The organism is Pseudomonas sp. Leaf127 (genome assembly GCF_001423155.1).
Taxonomy (GTDB): domain Bacteria; phylum Pseudomonadota; class Gammaproteobacteria; order Pseudomonadales; family Pseudomonadaceae; genus Aquipseudomonas; species Aquipseudomonas ovata.
Genome location: NZ_LMOA01000001.1, coordinates 149130 through 165151 on the forward strand (window position 1 = coordinate 149130; position 16022 = coordinate 165151).

Consider the following 16022-nt stretch of genomic DNA (forward strand, 5'->3'; position numbering starts at 1 on the left):
TCGGGGCGTCACGCGCTTTATAGGAGGTGGGTGTACTGCAATCATGCCTTTACTTCCTTTTGCAGGCTTGCCGGTGTGCGACCCCGTCCAAAGCTTTTGTAGCCTGTACAATGCTTCTTTTTATAGATCGCTTGGAGTCATCATATGAGGTGTGCGCTTTGACTGTTCAGGTCGCTTCGAATTCCGCCGCCGGCTCGCTTTATGTCGTGGCCACGCCCATCGGCAATCTGGACGACATGAGTGTGCGGGCGCTGAAGGTTCTGCGTGAAGTCGCGCTTATTGCCGCTGAGGATACACGCCATTCCATGCGATTGATGCAGCACTTTGGCATAGCAACGCCACTGGCGGCCTGTCATGAGCATAACGAGCGTGCCGAGGGCAGCCGCTTCATCGAGCGTCTGCTGGCGGGCGACAATGTGGCGTTGATTTCCGATGCGGGTACGCCTCTGATCTCGGACCCAGGCTATCACCTGGTGCGCCAGGCGCGTGCGGCCGGTATTGCCGTGGTGCCGGTGCCCGGTGCCTGCGCGTTGATTGCCGCCTTGTCGGCCGCCGGACTGCCGTCGGACCGTTTCATCTTCGAGGGTTTTCTGCCGGCCAAGGCGACAGGACGCCGGTCGCGCCTGGAGCAGCTCCTTGAAGAGCCGCGTACGCTGATTTTCTACGAGGCCCCGCACCGCATTCTGGAATGCCTGCAGGACATGGAGGCGATTTTTGGTGCCGAGCGCCCGGCCTTGTTGGCGCGCGAGCTGACCAAGACCTTCGAGACGCTCAAGGGGCTGCCACTGGCGCAGTTGCGTGCATTCGTCGAGGCCGACAGCAACCAGCAGCGCGGTGAGTGTGTGGTGCTGGTCGCCGGCTGGAGCGCGCCCGAGGGCGAAGAGGCGGTCAATGCCGAAGCGCGCCGGGTGCTGGACTTGCTGTTGCAGGACCTGCCGGTCAAGCGGGCGGCCGCTCTGGCCGCTGAAATCACCGGGGTGCGTAAAAACCTGCTTTATCAGTTAGCGCTTGATAAGCAAAAGGAAAAATAAAGCACTTTTGTGACTGCCACGCGCCGGTACAGGCTTTTAAAGCTTGTTCTTGCCGGCGTGTGCCGCTAACCTTGGCGGCGGAGAGTCGATTGGACAGTCGCTGCCTCTTGTTGTTCCGCAACAAGGGGGGGAGGAAAGTCCGGGCTCCATAGGGCGGAGTGCCAGGTAACGCCTGGGAGGCGTGAGCCTACGGAAAGTGCCACAGAAAATAACCGCCTAAGCACTTCGGTGCCGGTAAGGGTGAAAAGGTGCGGTAAGAGCGCACCGCACGTCTGGCAACAGTTCGTGGCAAGGTAAACCCCACTCGGAGCAAGACCAAATAGGGTTCCTAGGCGTGGCCCGCGCTGGAACCGGGTAGGTTGCTAAAGACGTCCAGTGATGGCCGTCGTAGAGGAATGACTGTCCTCGACAGAACCCGGCTTACAGATCGACTCTCCACCTCCTTCCACCTCCTTCCATCTGCTTTTTTGGCAGGCGTGACCGGTTCGCAAATATCAGAAAAATTTTCGAACTTCACAAAACACTTTAACTTCTACTCTCAATTTCCTGATTTCTCGCTGATTAGTCTGCGAGCGGATCGCCTGATACATATCTCCTCATCCAATACCACTCCTAAATCTCCGTTATGTAAGGGTTTTCCTTAGGGGTTCGCCTTGACGGTGTGGTGGGCGCGTTCCTATAGTGTGCGCAAGTGGCAGAAAGTGGCACGAAGTGGGTTTTTCCAGTGCGAGAAGGTAGAATTCGGAGACTTCGCCTGTGTTTCGTGGTGCCAACGCAATCAACCTCGACGCCAAGGGACGTCTCGCCATGCCGAGTCGTTACCGCGACGAGCTCGATTCGCGCAGTGGTGGCCAATTGATCGTGACCATTGATGCTATCGATCCCTGCTTGTGTATTTACCCGCTGTCCGAGTGGGAACTGATTGAGGCGAAGCTGCGTGAGCTCGCCACCTTCCGAGAAGAAAATCGTCGTCTTCAGCGGCTATTGATCGGCAATGCAGTCGATCTGGAGCTTGATGGCAGCGGGCGATTGCTTGTACCGCCACGTTTACGCGTACATGCCAAATTGGATAAGCGCGTGATGTTAGTTGGCCAGCTAAACAAGTTTCAAGTGTGGGACGAGGACGCCTGGAACGCTCTTGCTGAGGCGGACCTGGCGGCTATTCAACAACCTGGCGCGATGCCTGATGATTTACGTGACCTGATCCTGTGACTATGAATGGCGGTTTTACCCACACCACCGTACTGCTGGAAGAAGCAGTAGAGGCCCTGGCCGTACGTGCCGATGGCTGCTATCTCGATGGCACGTTTGGTCGTGGCGGTCACAGTCGTCTCGTGCTTGGGCATCTGGGTCCGCACGGAAGGCTGCTGGGCTTCGACAAGGACCCACAAGCGATTGCCACAGGGCAAGCGCTGGCGGCCGAAGACGGCCGCTTTGTCATTGTGCAGCGCAGTTTTGCCGAACTGGGCGCCGAGGTGCGCGCGCGTGACCTGCATGGCAAGGTCAGTGGCGTACTGCTGGACCTGGGCGTTTCCTCGCCACAGCTGGATGACCCCGAGCGCGGTTTCAGCTTCATGAACGACGGCCCTCTGGACATGCGCATGAATCCGGGGCTGGGCATCAGTGCCGCCCAGTTTGTCGCCACTGCACCCTCTGAAGAGCTGGCCCGCGTGTTCAAGGAATATGGCGAAGAGCGGTTTGCCCGGCGCATGGCCAATGCCGTGGTCGAGCGTCGCCAGGTCACGCCCTTTACCCGCACCGCCGACCTGGCCGAAGTGCTCAAGGTCGCCAATCCGGCCTGGGAAAAGGGCAAGCACCCCGCCACACGTGCCTTCCAGGGGCTGCGCATTCACGTCAACAATGAACTGGGTGATCTGGAGGCCGGCCTTGAGGCGGCCCTCGATGCGCTGGAAATCGGCGGTCGGCTGGTGGTGATCAGCTTCCATTCGCTGGAAGACCGCATCGTCAAGCTGTTCATGCGCAAGCTGGTCAAGGGTGAAACTGACAACCTGCCGCGCAACCTGCCGATCAAGTCCGTGCCCTTCGAGCCGAAAGTCCGTCTGATTGGCAAGGCACAGTTCGCGTCTGAAACCGAAACCCGTGCCAATCCACGCTCGCGCAGTGCCGTCATGCGTGTCGCGGAGAAGTTGCGTTGAGCCGCCTGTTCTTCAAGCCGTTGCCAGGCGGCAGCTTTTTCATGCTGCTGTTGTTCATTGCCGTATTGGTATCGGCCATTGGCGTGTCCTACAGCGCCCACTGGAACCGCCAGTTGCTCAACTCGCTTTACGCCGAGATGAGCGTACGTGACAAGGCGCAGGCCGAATGGGGGCGCCTGATCCTGGAGCAAAGCACCTGGACCGCCCATAGCCGCATCGAGAACCTGGCCACCGAGCAACTGAAGATGCGCATCCCCAGTGCCGCTGAAGTACGGATGGTCGCCCCATGATGAAGCTTGAAGGGGCGCTGTATCCCTGGCGTTTCCGCGTGGTGGTCGGGTTGCTGGTCATGTTGGTGCTCGCCATCTGCTGGCGCATTGTCGACCTGCAGGTCATCGACCACACCTTCCTGCAGGAGCAGGGCGATGCCCGCAGCCTGCGGCATATTCCGATTCCGGCCCACCGTGGCCTGATCACCGACCGCAATGGCGAGCCGCTGGCGGTCAGTACGCCGGTGACCACCTTGTGGGCCAACCCCAAGGAAATGCTCCAGGACCGTAGCAAGTGGCCGATGCTGGCCCAGGCGCTGGGCCAGGACCCCAAGGCACTCACCGAGCGTCTCGAGTCCCAGGCCACCAAGGAGTTCATCTATCTGGTGCGCGGCCTGACGCCCGAGCATGGCCAGGCGGTGCTTGATCTCAAGGTGCCCGGTGTATACGGCATCGAAGAGTTCCGGCGCTTCTATCCGGCCGGGGATGTCACCGCGCACATGGTCGGCTTCACCGATCTGGACGACCATGGTCGCGAAGGCGTCGAGCTGGCCTATGACGACTGGCTGGCCGGCGTGCCCGGCAAGCGGCAGGTCATCAAGGACCGGCGCGGGCGACTGATCAAGGATGTGCAGGTCACCAAGAACGCCAAGGCCGGCAAGACCTTGGCGTTGTCTATCGACCTGCGCCTGCAATACCTGGCGACCCGCGAGCTGCGCAACGCGATCATCGAGAACGAAGCCAAGGCCGGCAGCCTGGTGATCATGGACGTCAAGACCGGGGAAATCCTGGCCATGGTCAACAGCCCGACCTACAACCCCAACAACCGTCGCACCATGGTGCCGGCCGCCATGCGCAACCGGGCGATCATCGACGTGTTCGAGCCCGGCTCGACCATGAAGCCGATCTCCATGGGGGCCGCCCTGGAAAGCGGCCGCTGGAAGCCGACCGACAAGGTCGAAGTCTATCCCGGCACCCTGCAGATCGGTCGCTACACCATTCGTGACGTGAGCAAGAGCGAAGGGCCGGTACTGGACCTGACCGGCATCCTGATCAACTCCAGTAACGTGGGGATGAGCAAGGTGGCCTTCGATGTCGGCGGTGAAAACCTGTTCCGCACCATGCAGCGCATGGGCTTCGGTCAGTACACCGGCCTGGGCTTCCCGGGCGAGCGGGTCGGCAACCTGCCCAACTACCGTGAATGGCGCAAGGCTGAAACCGCCACGCTGTCCTACGGCTATGGCGTCTCGGTGACGGCCCTGCAACTGGTGCATGCCTACGGCGCATTGGCCAACGACGGTCGCATCGTGCCACTGAGCATCCTCAAGAGCAGCGCCGAGCCGACCTCGGTGCAGGCGATTCCGCAAGCCACGGCCAAGACCCTGCACACCATGTTGCAGGCGGTGATCGAAGACACCCGCGGCGTCTACCGCGCCCGCGTGCCGTCCTATCACGTCGGCGGCAAGAGCGGTACGGCCCGCAAGACCTCCATTGGCACCAAAGGCTATGCCGAAAACTCCTACCGCTCGCTGTTCGCCGGTTTCGGGCCGATGAGCAACCCGCGTTACGCCGTGGTCGTGGTCATCGATGAGCCCAGCAAGGGTGGCTACTACGGTGGCCTGGTCTCGGCGCCGGTGTTCAGCAAAGTGATGTCCGGCACGTTGCGCCTGATGAATATCCCGCCTGACAACCTGGCGCCGGAGCAGGTCAATACGGCGCCGGTCGCCAAAGGAGGGCGTGGCTGATGGCTTTCAATCTGAGCAAGATCTTCCCGAGCACCGATCGCGATCCGTTCATTCGCGAACTGACCCTGGACAGCCGCAAGGTGCGTCCGGGTGATCTGTTTCTGGCCGTGCCGGGCCTGAAGGTCGACGGTCGCGAGCATATTGCCGATGCCCTGCATCGCGGTGCCGCCGCCGTGGCCTACGAATCCGAAGGCACCAGCGTGCTGCCACTGACCGACGTGCCGCTGATCCCGGTGCGCGGCCTGGCCGGGCAACTCTCGGCCATTGCCGGGCGCTTTTACGGCGAGCCGAGCCGCAGCCTGAACCTGGTTGGTGTTACCGGCACCAATGGCAAGACCAGTGTCACCCAACTGGTGGCCCAGGCGCTGGACCTGTTGGGCCAGCGCTGTGGCATCGTCGGTACGTTGGGCACCGGTTTCTACGGCGCACTCGAAAGCGGCCGGCATACCACGCCTGACCCGATTGCCGTACAAGCCACCCTGGCCGATCTCATGCAGGCGCACGCGCGCGCCGTGGCCATGGAAGTGTCGTCCCACGGGCTGGAGCAAGGCCGGGTCAAGGCCCTGGAATTCGACGTGGCGGTGTTCACCAACCTGTCGCGTGATCACCTCGATTACCACGGCACCATGGAGGCCTATGGTGCGGCCAAGGCCCGGCTGTTTGCCTGGCCGGACCTGCAATGCCGGGTGATCAACCTGGACGACGCCTTCGGTCGCGAGCTGGCCGACGCGCCACACCGCGGGCGTCTGATCACCTATAGCCTGCTGGACAGCAGCGCTTCGCTGTATTGCCGCGAAGCGCAGTTCGACGATCACGGCGTGCGTGCGACCCTGGTGACTTCACACGGCGAGCATTTCCTGCGCAGCAGCCTGCTGGGCCGCTTCAATCTGAGCAACGTGCTGGCTGCAATCGGTGCCTTGCTGGGCCTGAACTACGCCCTGGACGAAATCCTCAAGGTCCTGCCGAAGCTCGAAGGCCCCGTCGGTCGCATGCAGCGCCTGGGCGGGGGCAGCCAGCCGCTGGTGGTGGTCGATTACGCCCACACCCCCGATGCCCTGGAAAAAGTCCTCGAAGCGCTGCGCCCGCATGCGCGTGGCCGTCTGTTGTGCCTGTTCGGCTGTGGCGGTGACCGTGATCGTGGCAAGCGCCCGCTGATGGCCGAAGTGGCCGAACGCCTGGCCGATGAGGTCCTGGTCACCGACGACAACCCGCGCAGCGAAGCGCCGGCGCAGATTTTCGACGACATCCGCAGTGGCTTTGGCGCTGCCGATCAGGTGCATTTCATCGAAGGCCGTGGCCGGGCCATCGCGCAGTTCATCGCCGCCGCCCAGGCGGACGATGTCGTGCTGCTGGCCGGCAAGGGGCATGAGGACTACCAGGAGATCGATGGTCAGCGCCAGCCGTTCTCCGACCTTGAAGAGGCCACCAGGGCCCTGGCTGCATGGGAGGCCGCACATGCTTGAGCCCTTGAGCTTCAGTCAACTGCTCACGCCGCTGGATGCCCGCCGCGTCGGTGACGACTGCCATTTTTCCGGGGTCAGCATCGACAGCCGCAGCCTTGTGCCGGGTCAGTTGTTCGTGGCCCTTACCGGGCCGAATTTCGACGGTCACGATTACCTGCAACAGGTGGCGGCCAAGGGCGCAGTGGGTGCACTGGTCGAGCGTGAAGTCCCGGGCGTGGCCCTGCCGCAACTGGTGGTGCTCGACACCCGCAAGGCCCTGGCGCAACTGGGTGCGCTCAATCGCAACGCTTTCATTGACCGACCCGTGGCGGCTGTTACCGGCTCCAGCGGCAAGACCACGGTCAAGGAAATGCTCGCCAGCATCCTGCGCACGCGCGGTCCGGTGCTTGCCACCCGCGGCAACCTGAACAACGACCTCGGCGTACCGCTGACCCTGCTGGAGCTGGCCGCTGAACACTGCGCGGCGGTCATCGAGCTGGGCGCTTCGCGGGTCGGTGAGATTGCCTACACCGTCAGCCTGGCCAAGCCGCATGTGGCCATCCTGACCAACGCCGGTACCGCCCACGTAGGTGAGTTCGGCGGTCCCGAGCGCATTGTCGAGGCCAAGGGCGAAATCATCGAAGGCCTCGATGCCCAGGGCGTAGCCGTGCTCAACCTGGACGACAAGGCCTTCCCGATCTGGCACAAGCGCGCCGGCAATCGCCAGGTGCTGGGCTTTGCCCTGAACAACCCGCAAGCCGACTTCCACGCCAGTCAACTGCAGCGTGATGCCCGTGGTTGCCCGTGCTTTACGTTGCACAGCCCGCAGGGTACGGCTGTCGTGCAATTGAACCTGCTGGGTACGCATAACGTGGCCAACGCCCTGGCAGCGGCCGCTGCCGCGAGTGCCCTGGGCGTCGGCCTGGATGGCATCGTGGCCGGTCTTGCGGCCATGCAGCCGGTCAAGGGTCGCGCCGTATCGCAGATCGCCGTCAACGGCCAGCGGGTCATCGACGACACCTACAATGCCAACCCGTCCTCGATCAACGCGGCAGTCGATCTGCTTGGTGATTTCGAGGGCCGCAAGGTGCTGGTACTGGGTGATATCGGTGAGCTGGGTGACTGGGCCGAGCAAGGCCACCGCGAGGTCGGCGCCTACGCCGCCGGCAAGGTTGATGCCCTGTATGCCACCGGCCCCCTGATGCAGCACGCGGTCAATGCCTTCGGCGCGCAGGCGCGCCACTTCGCCAGCCAGGCCGAGCTGATTGCTGCGCTGGCGGACGAACACGATTCAAACACCACTTTACTGATCAAGGGATCGCGCAGTGCCGCCATGGAAAACGTCGTGGCGGCCTTGTGCAGTTCCAGCCTGGAGAAACATTGATGCTGTTGCTGTTGGCTGAATTTCTACAACAGTTCTACAAAGGCTTTGCCGTCTTCCAATACCTGACCTTGCGCGGGATTCTGGGCGTGCTCACCGCCCTGAGCCTGTCACTGTGCCTGGGCCCCTGGATGATCCGCACCCTGCAGACCCGCCAGATCGGCCAGTCAGTGCGCAATGACGGCCCCCAGTCGCACCTGTCCAAGTCCGGTACGCCGACCATGGGCGGCGCCTTGATCCTGTCGTCGATTGCCGTCAGCACCTTGCTGTGGGCCGACCTCACCAACCGTTATGTCTGGGTCGTGCTGCTGGTCACCCTTTTGTTCGGCGCCATCGGCTGGGTCGACGACTACCGCAAGGTGATCGAAAAGAATTCGCGCGGGCTGCCGAGCCGCTGGAAGTACTTCTGGCAATCGGTGTTCGGCTTGTGTGCGGCCATATTCCTTTACGTCACAGCGCAATCGCCGGTCGAAACCACGCTGATCGTGCCGATGTTCAAGGACATGCACTGGCAGTTGGGCGCGGTCTTCTTTGTGGTGCTGACCTACCTGGTCATCGTCGGCTCCAGCAATGCGGTCAACCTGACCGACGGCCTGGACGGCCTGGCCATCATGCCGACGGTCATGGTCGGCGGCGCGCTGGGCATCTTCTGCTACCTGTCGGGCAACGTGAAGTTTGCCGAATACCTGCTGATTCCCTACGTGCCGGGTGCCGGTGAGCTGATCGTATTCTGCAGCGCCCTGATCGGCGCGGGCCTTGGGTTTCTGTGGTTCAACACCTATCCGGCCCAGGTCTTCATGGGCGATGTCGGCGCACTGGCGCTGGGGGCTGCGCTGGGCACCATCGCGGTGATCGTGCGCCAGGAAATCGTGCTGTTCATCATGGGCGGGGTGTTCGTGATGGAAACCCTGTCAGTGGTCATTCAGGTGGCGTCCTTCAAACTGACCGGTCGCCGTGTGTTTCGCATGGCGCCCATCCACCACCACTTTGAACTCAAAGGCTGGCCCGAGCCACGGGTGATCGTCCGCTTCTGGATCATCACGGTGATTCTGGTGCTGTTCGGCCTTGCCACGCTGAAACTGAGGTAGACACGAGTGTCTTTGATCGTTACCGACCAGTTCCGCATCGTTGTCGGCCTCGGCAAGAGCGGCATGTCCCTGGTTCGCTTTCTGGCGAAGCAGGGCGTGGCCTTTGCCGTGGCCGATACCCGGGACAATCCACCGGAGCTGGCGACCTTGCGCCGCGATTATCCGCAGGTGGACGTGCGTTGTGGCGAGCTGGACGTCGAGTTCCTGTGCCGTGCCAGCGAGCTGTATGTCAGCCCCGGCCTGGCCCTGGCCACCGAAGCCTTGCAACAGGCCCAGGCCCGTGGCGTGAAGCTGTCCGGCGACATCGAGCTGTTCGCGCGTCATGCCCGGGCGCCGATCGTGGCCATTACCGGTTCCAACGCCAAGAGCACCGTGACCACACTGGTCGGTGAAATGGCGGTCGCGGCCGGCAAGCGCGTGGCCGTGGGTGGCAACCTGGGCACACCGGCACTGGACCTGCTTGACGACACGGTCGAGCTGTACGTGCTCGAACTGTCCAGCTTCCAGCTGGAAAGCACCGATCAACTGAACGCCGAAGTGGCCACCGTGCTGAACATCAGCGAAGACCATATGGACCGCTACAGCGGTCTGCCGGCCTATCACCTGGCCAAGCACCGGATCTTCCGTGGCGCCCGCCAGGTGGTGGTCAATCGCCAGGATGCCCTGTCGCGGCCGCTGGTTCGCGAAGATGTGCCGTACTGGACCTTTGGCCTGAACACGCCGGATCTGCGCGGTTTCGGTCTGCGTGAAGAGCACGGCGAAAAATACCTCGCGTTCCAGTTCGATCTGTTGCTGCCGGTCAGTGAACTCAAGGTCCGTGGCGCACACAATCAGGCCAATGCCTTGTCGGCACTGGCGCTGGGGCATGCCGCCGGCCTGCCCATGGATGCCATGCTGGCCAGCCTGCGCACCTTCAGCGGCCTTGAACACCGTTGCCAGTGGCTGCGCGAACGCGCCGGGGTGCACTACTACAACGACTCCAAGGCCACCAATGTCGGTGCCGCCCTGGCGGCCATCGAAGGCCTGGGAACTGACATGCACGGCAAGCTGGTGCTGGTCGCCGGCGGCGATGGCAAGGGCGCCGATTTCAGCGGCCTGCGTGCCGCCGTGGCGGCGCATTGCCGGGCCGTGGTCCTGCTGGGCCGCGATGCCGGGTTGATTGCCCGGGCACTGGGTGATGCCGTGCCGCTGGTGCACGTCGCCACCCTTGAAGAAGCGGTGTTGCGCAGTGCGGCGCTGGCGCAAGCGGGCGATGCCGTGCTGCTGTCGCCGGCCTGCGCCAGCCTGGACATGTTCAAGAACTATGAAGAGCGCGGGCGCCTGTTCGCCCGGGCCGTGGAGGAGCTGACATGATTTTCGGCATCCTCAAGCCCTATCCGTCGCCGCTGATCAGCGGCCGGGGCATTGACGTCGACTTTCCGATGCTGGCGGGCTGTCTGGCCTTGCTGGGGCTGGGCCTGGTGATGATCACCTCGTCCTCCTCGGAAGTGGCTGCCGCCCAGTCGGGCAATACGCTGTACATGATGACCCGTCACCTGGTCTACCTGATCATCGGCCTGGGGGCGTGTGGCGCCACCATGATGGTGCCGGTCGCGACCTGGCAGCGCATGGGCTGGCTGATGCTGGCTGGCGCGTTCGGCCTGCTGCTGCTGGTACTGGTGCCTGGCATCGGGCGCGAGGTCAACGGCTCGATGCGCTGGATCGGTTTCGGCGCGTTCAACGTCCAGCCTTCGGAGATCGCCAAGGTCTTCGTGGTGCTGTTCCTGGCCGGTTACCTGGTGCGTCGCCAACAGGAAGTGCGCGAAAGCTGGATGGGCTTTTTCAAGCCCTTCATCGTCTTGCTGCCCATGGCCGGCCTGCTGCTGATGGAACCGGACTTCGGCGCCACCGTGGTGATGATGGGCGCGGCGGCCGCAATGCTGTTTCTGGGCGGGGTCGGGCTGTTCCGCTATTCGCTGATGGTGGTGCTGGCGGTGCTGGCGGTGTTCGTCCTGGTGCAGGCACAGCCCTACCGGATGGCACGCCTGACCAACTTCACCGACCCGTGGGCCGACCAGTTCGGTTCCGGCTACCAGTTGACCCAGGCGCTGATTGCCTTCGGGCGTGGCGAGTGGCTGGGCGTGGGCCTGGGCAACAGCGTGCAGAAGCAGTTCTACCTGCCTGAAGCGCACACCGACTTTGTCTTCTCGGTGCTGGCCGAGGAGCTGGGCGTGGTGGGCTCGCTGCTCACTGTGGGCCTGTTCCTGTTCGTCAGTATCCGTGGCATGTACATCGGCTACTGGGCCGAGCGCGCCAAGCAGTTCTTCGGCGCCTACACCGCCTATGGCCTGTCGTTTCTGTGGATCGGCCAGTTCCTGATCAACATTGGCGTGAACGTCGGCCTGCTGCCGACCAAGGGCCTGACCCTGCCGTTTCTCAGCTATGGCGGCAGCTCGCTGGTGATCTGCTGCGCCAGCCTCGGGCTGTTGCTGCGCATCGAGTGGGAGTCGCGCAACAACATGGGCAGCGAAGAGGCGGAATTCAACGAAAGCGATTTTGCCGAGGAGTCACCCAATGGACGCTAACGTGCTGATCATGGCCGGTGGCACCGGCGGGCACGTGTTCCCGGCGCTGGCGTGTGCGCGCGAGTTGCAGGCGCGCGGCTACAAGGTGCACTGGCTGGGAACGCCCCGCGGCATCGAGAACGAACTGGTGCCCCAGGCCGGCCTGACCCTGCATCGCATCGATGCCAGCGGTTTGCGTGGCAAGGGCAAGCTGTCGTTGCTCAAGGCGCCCCTGATGCTGCTCAAGGCGTTGTGGCAGGCACGCAAGGTGATACGCCAGCTCAAGCCGGCCTTCGTCGTCGGTTTCGGTGGCTATGTCACAGGTCCCGGCGGCCTGGCGGCGAAGCTGGCCGGCGTGCCGCTGGTGATCCACGAGCAGAACGCCGTGGCCGGCACGGCCAACCGCAGCCTGGCCTCGTTCGCCAGCCGCATCTGCGAGGCGTTTCCCGACACCTTTGCCGCCTCTGACAAGCGCCGTACCACCGGCAACCCGGTGCGTACCGAGCTGTTCTTCGAAACCCCGCGCCAGCCACTGGCCGGGCGCAAGGCGCGCCTGCTGGTCTTGGGCGGCAGCCTGGGCGCCGAGCCCTTGAACAAGCTGTTGCCCGAGGCCCTGGCCCTGATTGCCGAGGACATCCGCCCCGAGGTGTTCCATCAGACCGGCAAGCAGCACGACCAGGTCACCGCCGAGCGCTACCGCGCCACAGGCGTCGAGGCACAGGTCGCGCCGTTCATCCAGGACATGGCCCAGGCCTATGCCTGGGCCGATCTGGTGGTGTGCCGCGCCGGTGCCCTGACGGTCAGCGAACTGGCGGCTGCCGGCCTGCCGTCGCTGCTGATCCCGCTGCCGCATGCGATCGACGATCACCAGTCGCGCAATGCCGATTATCTGGCTCGCGAAGGCGCCGCCTTCGTGATGCCGCAAGCGACCACTGGCGCCACCGACATGGCCAGCCGCCTGAAAGAGGTTTTGATGCAACCCGAACAATTGAACACCATGGCCCGCACCGCTCGCCGCCTGGCCAGGCCTGATGCCACCCGCACCGTTGTCGATGTCTGTGTGGAGGTGGCCCGTGGTTGAGAATCAGCGCGCCATGCCGCAGCCTGAAATGCGCCGTATCCGTCGTATCCACTTCGTCGGTATCGGCGGTGTCGGCATGTGTGGTATCGCCGAAGTGTTGCTGAACCTGGGCTATGAAGTGTCCGGCTCGGACCTGAAGAACTCGGCGGTCACCGACCGGCTGACGGCCTTCGGTGCCCAGATATTCATCGGTCACCAGGCCGAGAACATGGCCGGTGCCGATGTGCTGGTCGTGTCCAGCGCGATCAATACTTCCAACCCGGAAATCGCCACGGCGCTGGAGCGTCGCATTCCCATCGTGCCGCGTGCCGAGATGCTGGCCGAACTGATGCGCTATCGCCACGGCATTGCCGTGGCCGGTACCCACGGCAAGACCACCACCACCAGCCTGCTGGCCTCGGTGTTCGCCGCCGGTGGCCTGGACCCGACCTTCGTGATCGGTGGCCGGTTGAACGCCGCTGGCACCAATGCGCAACTGGGCACCAGCCGTTACCTGATCGCCGAAGCCGATGAAAGCGACGCCAGCTTCCTGCACCTGCAGCCGCTGGTGGCCGTGGTCACCAATATCGACGCCGATCACATGGCGACCTACGAAGGCGACTTCAACAAGCTGAAGAAGACCTTCGTCGAATTCCTGCATAACCTGCCGTTCTACGGCCTGGCCGTGGTGTGCATCGATGACCCCGTGGTGCGCGAGATCCTGCCGCAGGTCAAGCGCCCGGCGGTCACCTATGGTTTCGACGAGTCTGCTGACGTGCGGGCCATCAATGTCCGCCAGGAGGGCATGCGCACCTTCTTTACCGTCCTGCGTCGCGACCGCGAGCCGCTGGATGTCTCGGTGAACATGCCGGGCAGACACAACGTGCTCAACTCGCTGGCGACCATCGCCATTGCCACCGATGAAGGCATCAGTGACGAGGCCATCGTGCAGGGGCTGTCGGGCTTCCAGGGCGTCGGCAGGCGCTTCCAGGTGTACGGCGAGCTGCCGGTCGAGGGCGGCCATGTGATGCTGGTCGACGATTACGGTCACCACCCGCGCGAAGTGGCGGCGGTCATCAACGCCGTGCGTGGCGGCTGGCCGGAGCGTCGTCTGGTGATGGTCTATCAGCCACACCGTTTCAGCCGTACCCGCGACCTGTATGACGATTTTGTCCAGGTACTGGCCGAGTCCAATGTGCTGTTGCTGATGGAAGTCTACCCGGCCGGCGAAGAGCCGATTCCGGGCGCTGACAGCCGCAACCTGTGCCACAGCATCCGCCAGCGCGGCCAGTTGGACCCGATTTATATCGAGCGCGGCGCCGAGCTGGCGCCGCTGGTCAAGCCGCTGCTGCGTGCCGGTGACATCCTGCTGTGCCAGGGGGCCGGCGACATCGGCGGTCTGGCACCGCAACTGCTGCGCAGCCCGCTGTTTGCCGGTGCTGTGGCCGCGCCCACCGAAGGCAAGCTGAAATGACTGACCTGAACGCCGCCTCGCTGCACTCGACCCTGGCGCCGAAAGACTTCGGCCGGGTCGCTGTGCTGTTCGGTGGCAAAAGCGCCGAGCGTGAGGTTTCGCTGAAGTCCGGCGCGGCTGTGCTGGAGGCCCTGCTGAGCGCCGGCGTGGATGCGTTCGGGATCGATGTGGGCGATGACCTGCTGCAACGGCTGGGCAGTGAGAGGATCGATCGCGCCTTTATCGTGTTGCACGGTCGTGGCGGCGAAGACGGCACCATGCAGGGCTTTCTGGAGTGCCTGGGCATCCCTTATACCGGTAGTGGCGTATTGGCTTCGGCGCTGGCGATGGACAAGCTGCGCACCAAGCAGATCTGGTCTAGCCTCAGCTTGCCGACGCCCTTGCACGCCGTGCTGCGCAGCGAAAATGACTGTATTTGTGCAGCGACGGAACTGGGCTTGCCTTTGATCGTCAAACCGGCCCATGAGGGTTCAAGTATCGGGATGGCGAAGGTGGGGGATGTACAACAACTGATCGCCGCCTGGAAAACCGCCAGCACCTATGATTCGCAGGTGCTGGTCGAGCAATGGATCGAAGGTCCCGAGTTCACCGTGGCGTGTCTGCGTGGTCAGGTTCTGCCACCGATCGGCCTGGGTACACCGCATGCTTTCTACGATTACCAGGCCAAATACCTGGCTGACGATACCCAGTACCGGATTCCGTCAGGGCTCGATGCCGAGCAACAGCAGGCGCTCGAAACGTTGACTGCAAGCGCTTGTGAGGCGCTCGGCGTAACAGGCTGGTCCCGTACCGATGTCATGCAGGACGCTCAGGGCCGGTTCTGGTTGCTGGAGGTCAATACCGTCCCCGGCATGACCGACCACAGCCTGGTGCCCATGGCTGCGCGTGCGGCAGGGCTGGATTTTCAGCAACTGGTGTTGGCGATTCTGGCCGACAGCGTTCAGGCGAGGGGTTAAGGCATGAACGGCGCTTCGGCACGTCAGCAACCACCGGTTCCCGGCCGCAAGCCGGTACCGCGTGGTGCAAGCCGGATGGTGGCCAAGGAACCGCTGTCGGCACGTGTGCCCAGGCCCGGTACGGGGTTCCTGAAGTACCTGCTGTGGCCGGTGCTGCTGGTGGGGTTGGGGTACGGCACCTATGAGGGCGCGCAACGCCTGCTGCCTTACGTGGACCGCCCCATCAGCCGCATCAACGTGCAGGGCGACCTGAGCTACATCAGCCAGCAGGCGGTGCAGCAGCGTATCGCGCCTTATGCGGCTGCGCGCTTCTTCACCATCGACCTGGCCGGCATGCGCACCGAGCTTGAACAGATGCCATGGATTGCCCATGCCGAAGTGCGCAGGGTCTGGCCGGATCAGGTGGTGATCCGCCTCGAGGAGCAATTGCCGGTGGCACGCTGGGGCGATGAAGCACTGCTCAATAACCTGGGCCAGGCCTTTACGCCACGCGAATTGTCCAATTACGAACACCTTCCCCAGTTGTTCGGCCCGCAGCGGGCCCAGCAGCAGGTGATGCAGCAGTACCAGGTGTTGAGTCAGATGTTGCGTCCGATGGGGTTTTCCATCGTACGCCTTGAGTTGCGTGAGCGGGGCAGCTGGTTTTTGACCACGGGCGCAGGCGCCGCAGGCCCTGGCATCGAGTTGTTGCTGGGTCGCGATCATCTGGTCGAGAAGATGCGCCGCTTCATTTCGATCTACGACAAGACACTCAAAGAACAAATAACGAATATTGCACGCGTTGATCTGCGTTATTCCAACGGCCTTGCGGTCGGATGGCGTGAGCAGGCAGCGCCGACGGCGGTGAAGCCCGCTGTCGCGAAGAATTGACTAGAGG

General features: G+C 63.2%; 14 protein-coding genes and 1 other RNA gene. All 15 read left to right on the forward strand.

Annotated elements, in window-relative coordinates; genetic code table 11:
* The first annotated feature begins 158 nt into the window (after positions 1-158).
* The 15 genes from rsmI to ASF84_RS00745 all read left to right on the forward strand — a co-directional run bounded on the left by rsmI (position 159) and on the right by ASF84_RS00745 (position 16015).
* On the forward strand, positions 159-1031 hold the full coding sequence (rsmI, locus tag ASF84_RS00680) for a 16S rRNA (cytidine(1402)-2'-O)-methyltransferase (protein ID WP_056834213.1): 873 nt from the start codon (positions 159-161) through the stop codon (positions 1029-1031).
* A gap of 81 nt (positions 1032-1112) precedes the next feature.
* Positions 1113-1470: RNase P RNA component class A (gene rnpB, locus ASF84_RS03705), an RNA gene on the forward strand.
* A 317-nt stretch (positions 1471-1787) separates the two neighbouring features.
* Complete coding sequence (gene mraZ, locus ASF84_RS00685) at positions 1788-2243, forward strand: division/cell wall cluster transcriptional repressor MraZ (RefSeq protein ID WP_056834215.1); 456 nt, start codon at positions 1788-1790, stop codon at positions 2241-2243.
* 2 nt (positions 2244-2245) lie between these two features.
* Positions 2246-3187 carry a 16S rRNA (cytosine(1402)-N(4))-methyltransferase RsmH gene (rsmH, locus tag ASF84_RS00690; RefSeq protein WP_156684120.1) on the forward strand — a complete coding sequence of 314 codons (942 nt, stop codon included), beginning with the start codon at positions 2246-2248 and terminating at the stop codon, positions 3185-3187.
* On the forward strand, positions 3184-3477 hold the full coding sequence (gene ftsL, locus ASF84_RS00695) for a cell division protein FtsL (protein ID WP_056834219.1): 294 nt from the start codon (positions 3184-3186) through the stop codon (positions 3475-3477). Before rsmH ends, ftsL begins: the two co-directional genes overlap by 4 nt.
* On the forward strand, positions 3474-5201 hold the full coding sequence (locus ASF84_RS00700) for a peptidoglycan D,D-transpeptidase FtsI family protein (RefSeq protein WP_056834221.1): 1728 nt from the start codon (positions 3474-3476) through the stop codon (positions 5199-5201). The genes ftsL and ASF84_RS00700 overlap by 4 nt, the downstream gene beginning before the upstream one ends.
* Positions 5201-6664: a UDP-N-acetylmuramoyl-L-alanyl-D-glutamate--2,6-diaminopimelate ligase gene (locus ASF84_RS00705; RefSeq protein ID WP_056834222.1), complete on the forward strand. Its 1464-nt coding sequence runs from the start codon at positions 5201-5203 to the stop codon at positions 6662-6664. Before ASF84_RS00700 ends, ASF84_RS00705 begins: the two co-directional genes overlap by 1 nt.
* Positions 6657-8027, forward strand: coding sequence for a UDP-N-acetylmuramoyl-tripeptide--D-alanyl-D-alanine ligase (locus ASF84_RS00710; RefSeq protein ID WP_056834224.1), 1371 nt, complete (start codon positions 6657-6659; stop codon positions 8025-8027). Before ASF84_RS00705 ends, ASF84_RS00710 begins: the two co-directional genes overlap by 8 nt.
* Positions 8027-9112: a phospho-N-acetylmuramoyl-pentapeptide-transferase gene (gene mraY, locus ASF84_RS00715; RefSeq protein ID WP_056834226.1), complete on the forward strand. Its 1086-nt coding sequence runs from the start codon at positions 8027-8029 to the stop codon at positions 9110-9112. Before ASF84_RS00710 ends, mraY begins: the two co-directional genes overlap by 1 nt.
* Positions 9113-9118: 6 nt before the next feature.
* Positions 9119-10465, forward strand: coding sequence for a UDP-N-acetylmuramoyl-L-alanine--D-glutamate ligase (gene murD, locus ASF84_RS00720; protein WP_056834228.1), 1347 nt, complete (start codon positions 9119-9121; stop codon positions 10463-10465).
* Positions 10462-11676: a putative lipid II flippase FtsW gene (ftsW, locus tag ASF84_RS00725; protein WP_056834231.1), complete on the forward strand. Its 1215-nt coding sequence runs from the start codon at positions 10462-10464 to the stop codon at positions 11674-11676. Before murD ends, ftsW begins: the two co-directional genes overlap by 4 nt.
* Positions 11666-12736, forward strand: a complete 1071-nt coding sequence (gene murG / locus ASF84_RS00730) for an undecaprenyldiphospho-muramoylpentapeptide beta-N-acetylglucosaminyltransferase (protein ID WP_056834232.1) — start codon at positions 11666-11668, stop codon at positions 12734-12736. The genes ftsW and murG overlap by 11 nt, the downstream gene beginning before the upstream one ends.
* Positions 12737-12749: 13 nt before the next feature.
* Positions 12750-14189 carry a UDP-N-acetylmuramate--L-alanine ligase gene (murC, locus tag ASF84_RS00735; RefSeq protein WP_177339441.1) on the forward strand — a complete coding sequence of 480 codons (1440 nt, stop codon included), beginning with the start codon at positions 12750-12752 and terminating at the stop codon, positions 14187-14189.
* Complete coding sequence (locus ASF84_RS00740; protein ID WP_056834236.1) at positions 14186-15145, forward strand: D-alanine--D-alanine ligase; 960 nt, start codon at positions 14186-14188, stop codon at positions 15143-15145. Before murC ends, ASF84_RS00740 begins: the two co-directional genes overlap by 4 nt.
* Before the next feature lie 3 nt (positions 15146-15148).
* A complete protein-coding gene (locus tag ASF84_RS00745) occupies positions 15149-16015 on the forward strand; it encodes a cell division protein FtsQ/DivIB (RefSeq protein WP_056834239.1) in 867 nt (288 codons plus the stop codon).
* Positions 16016-16022 lie beyond the last annotated feature (7 nt).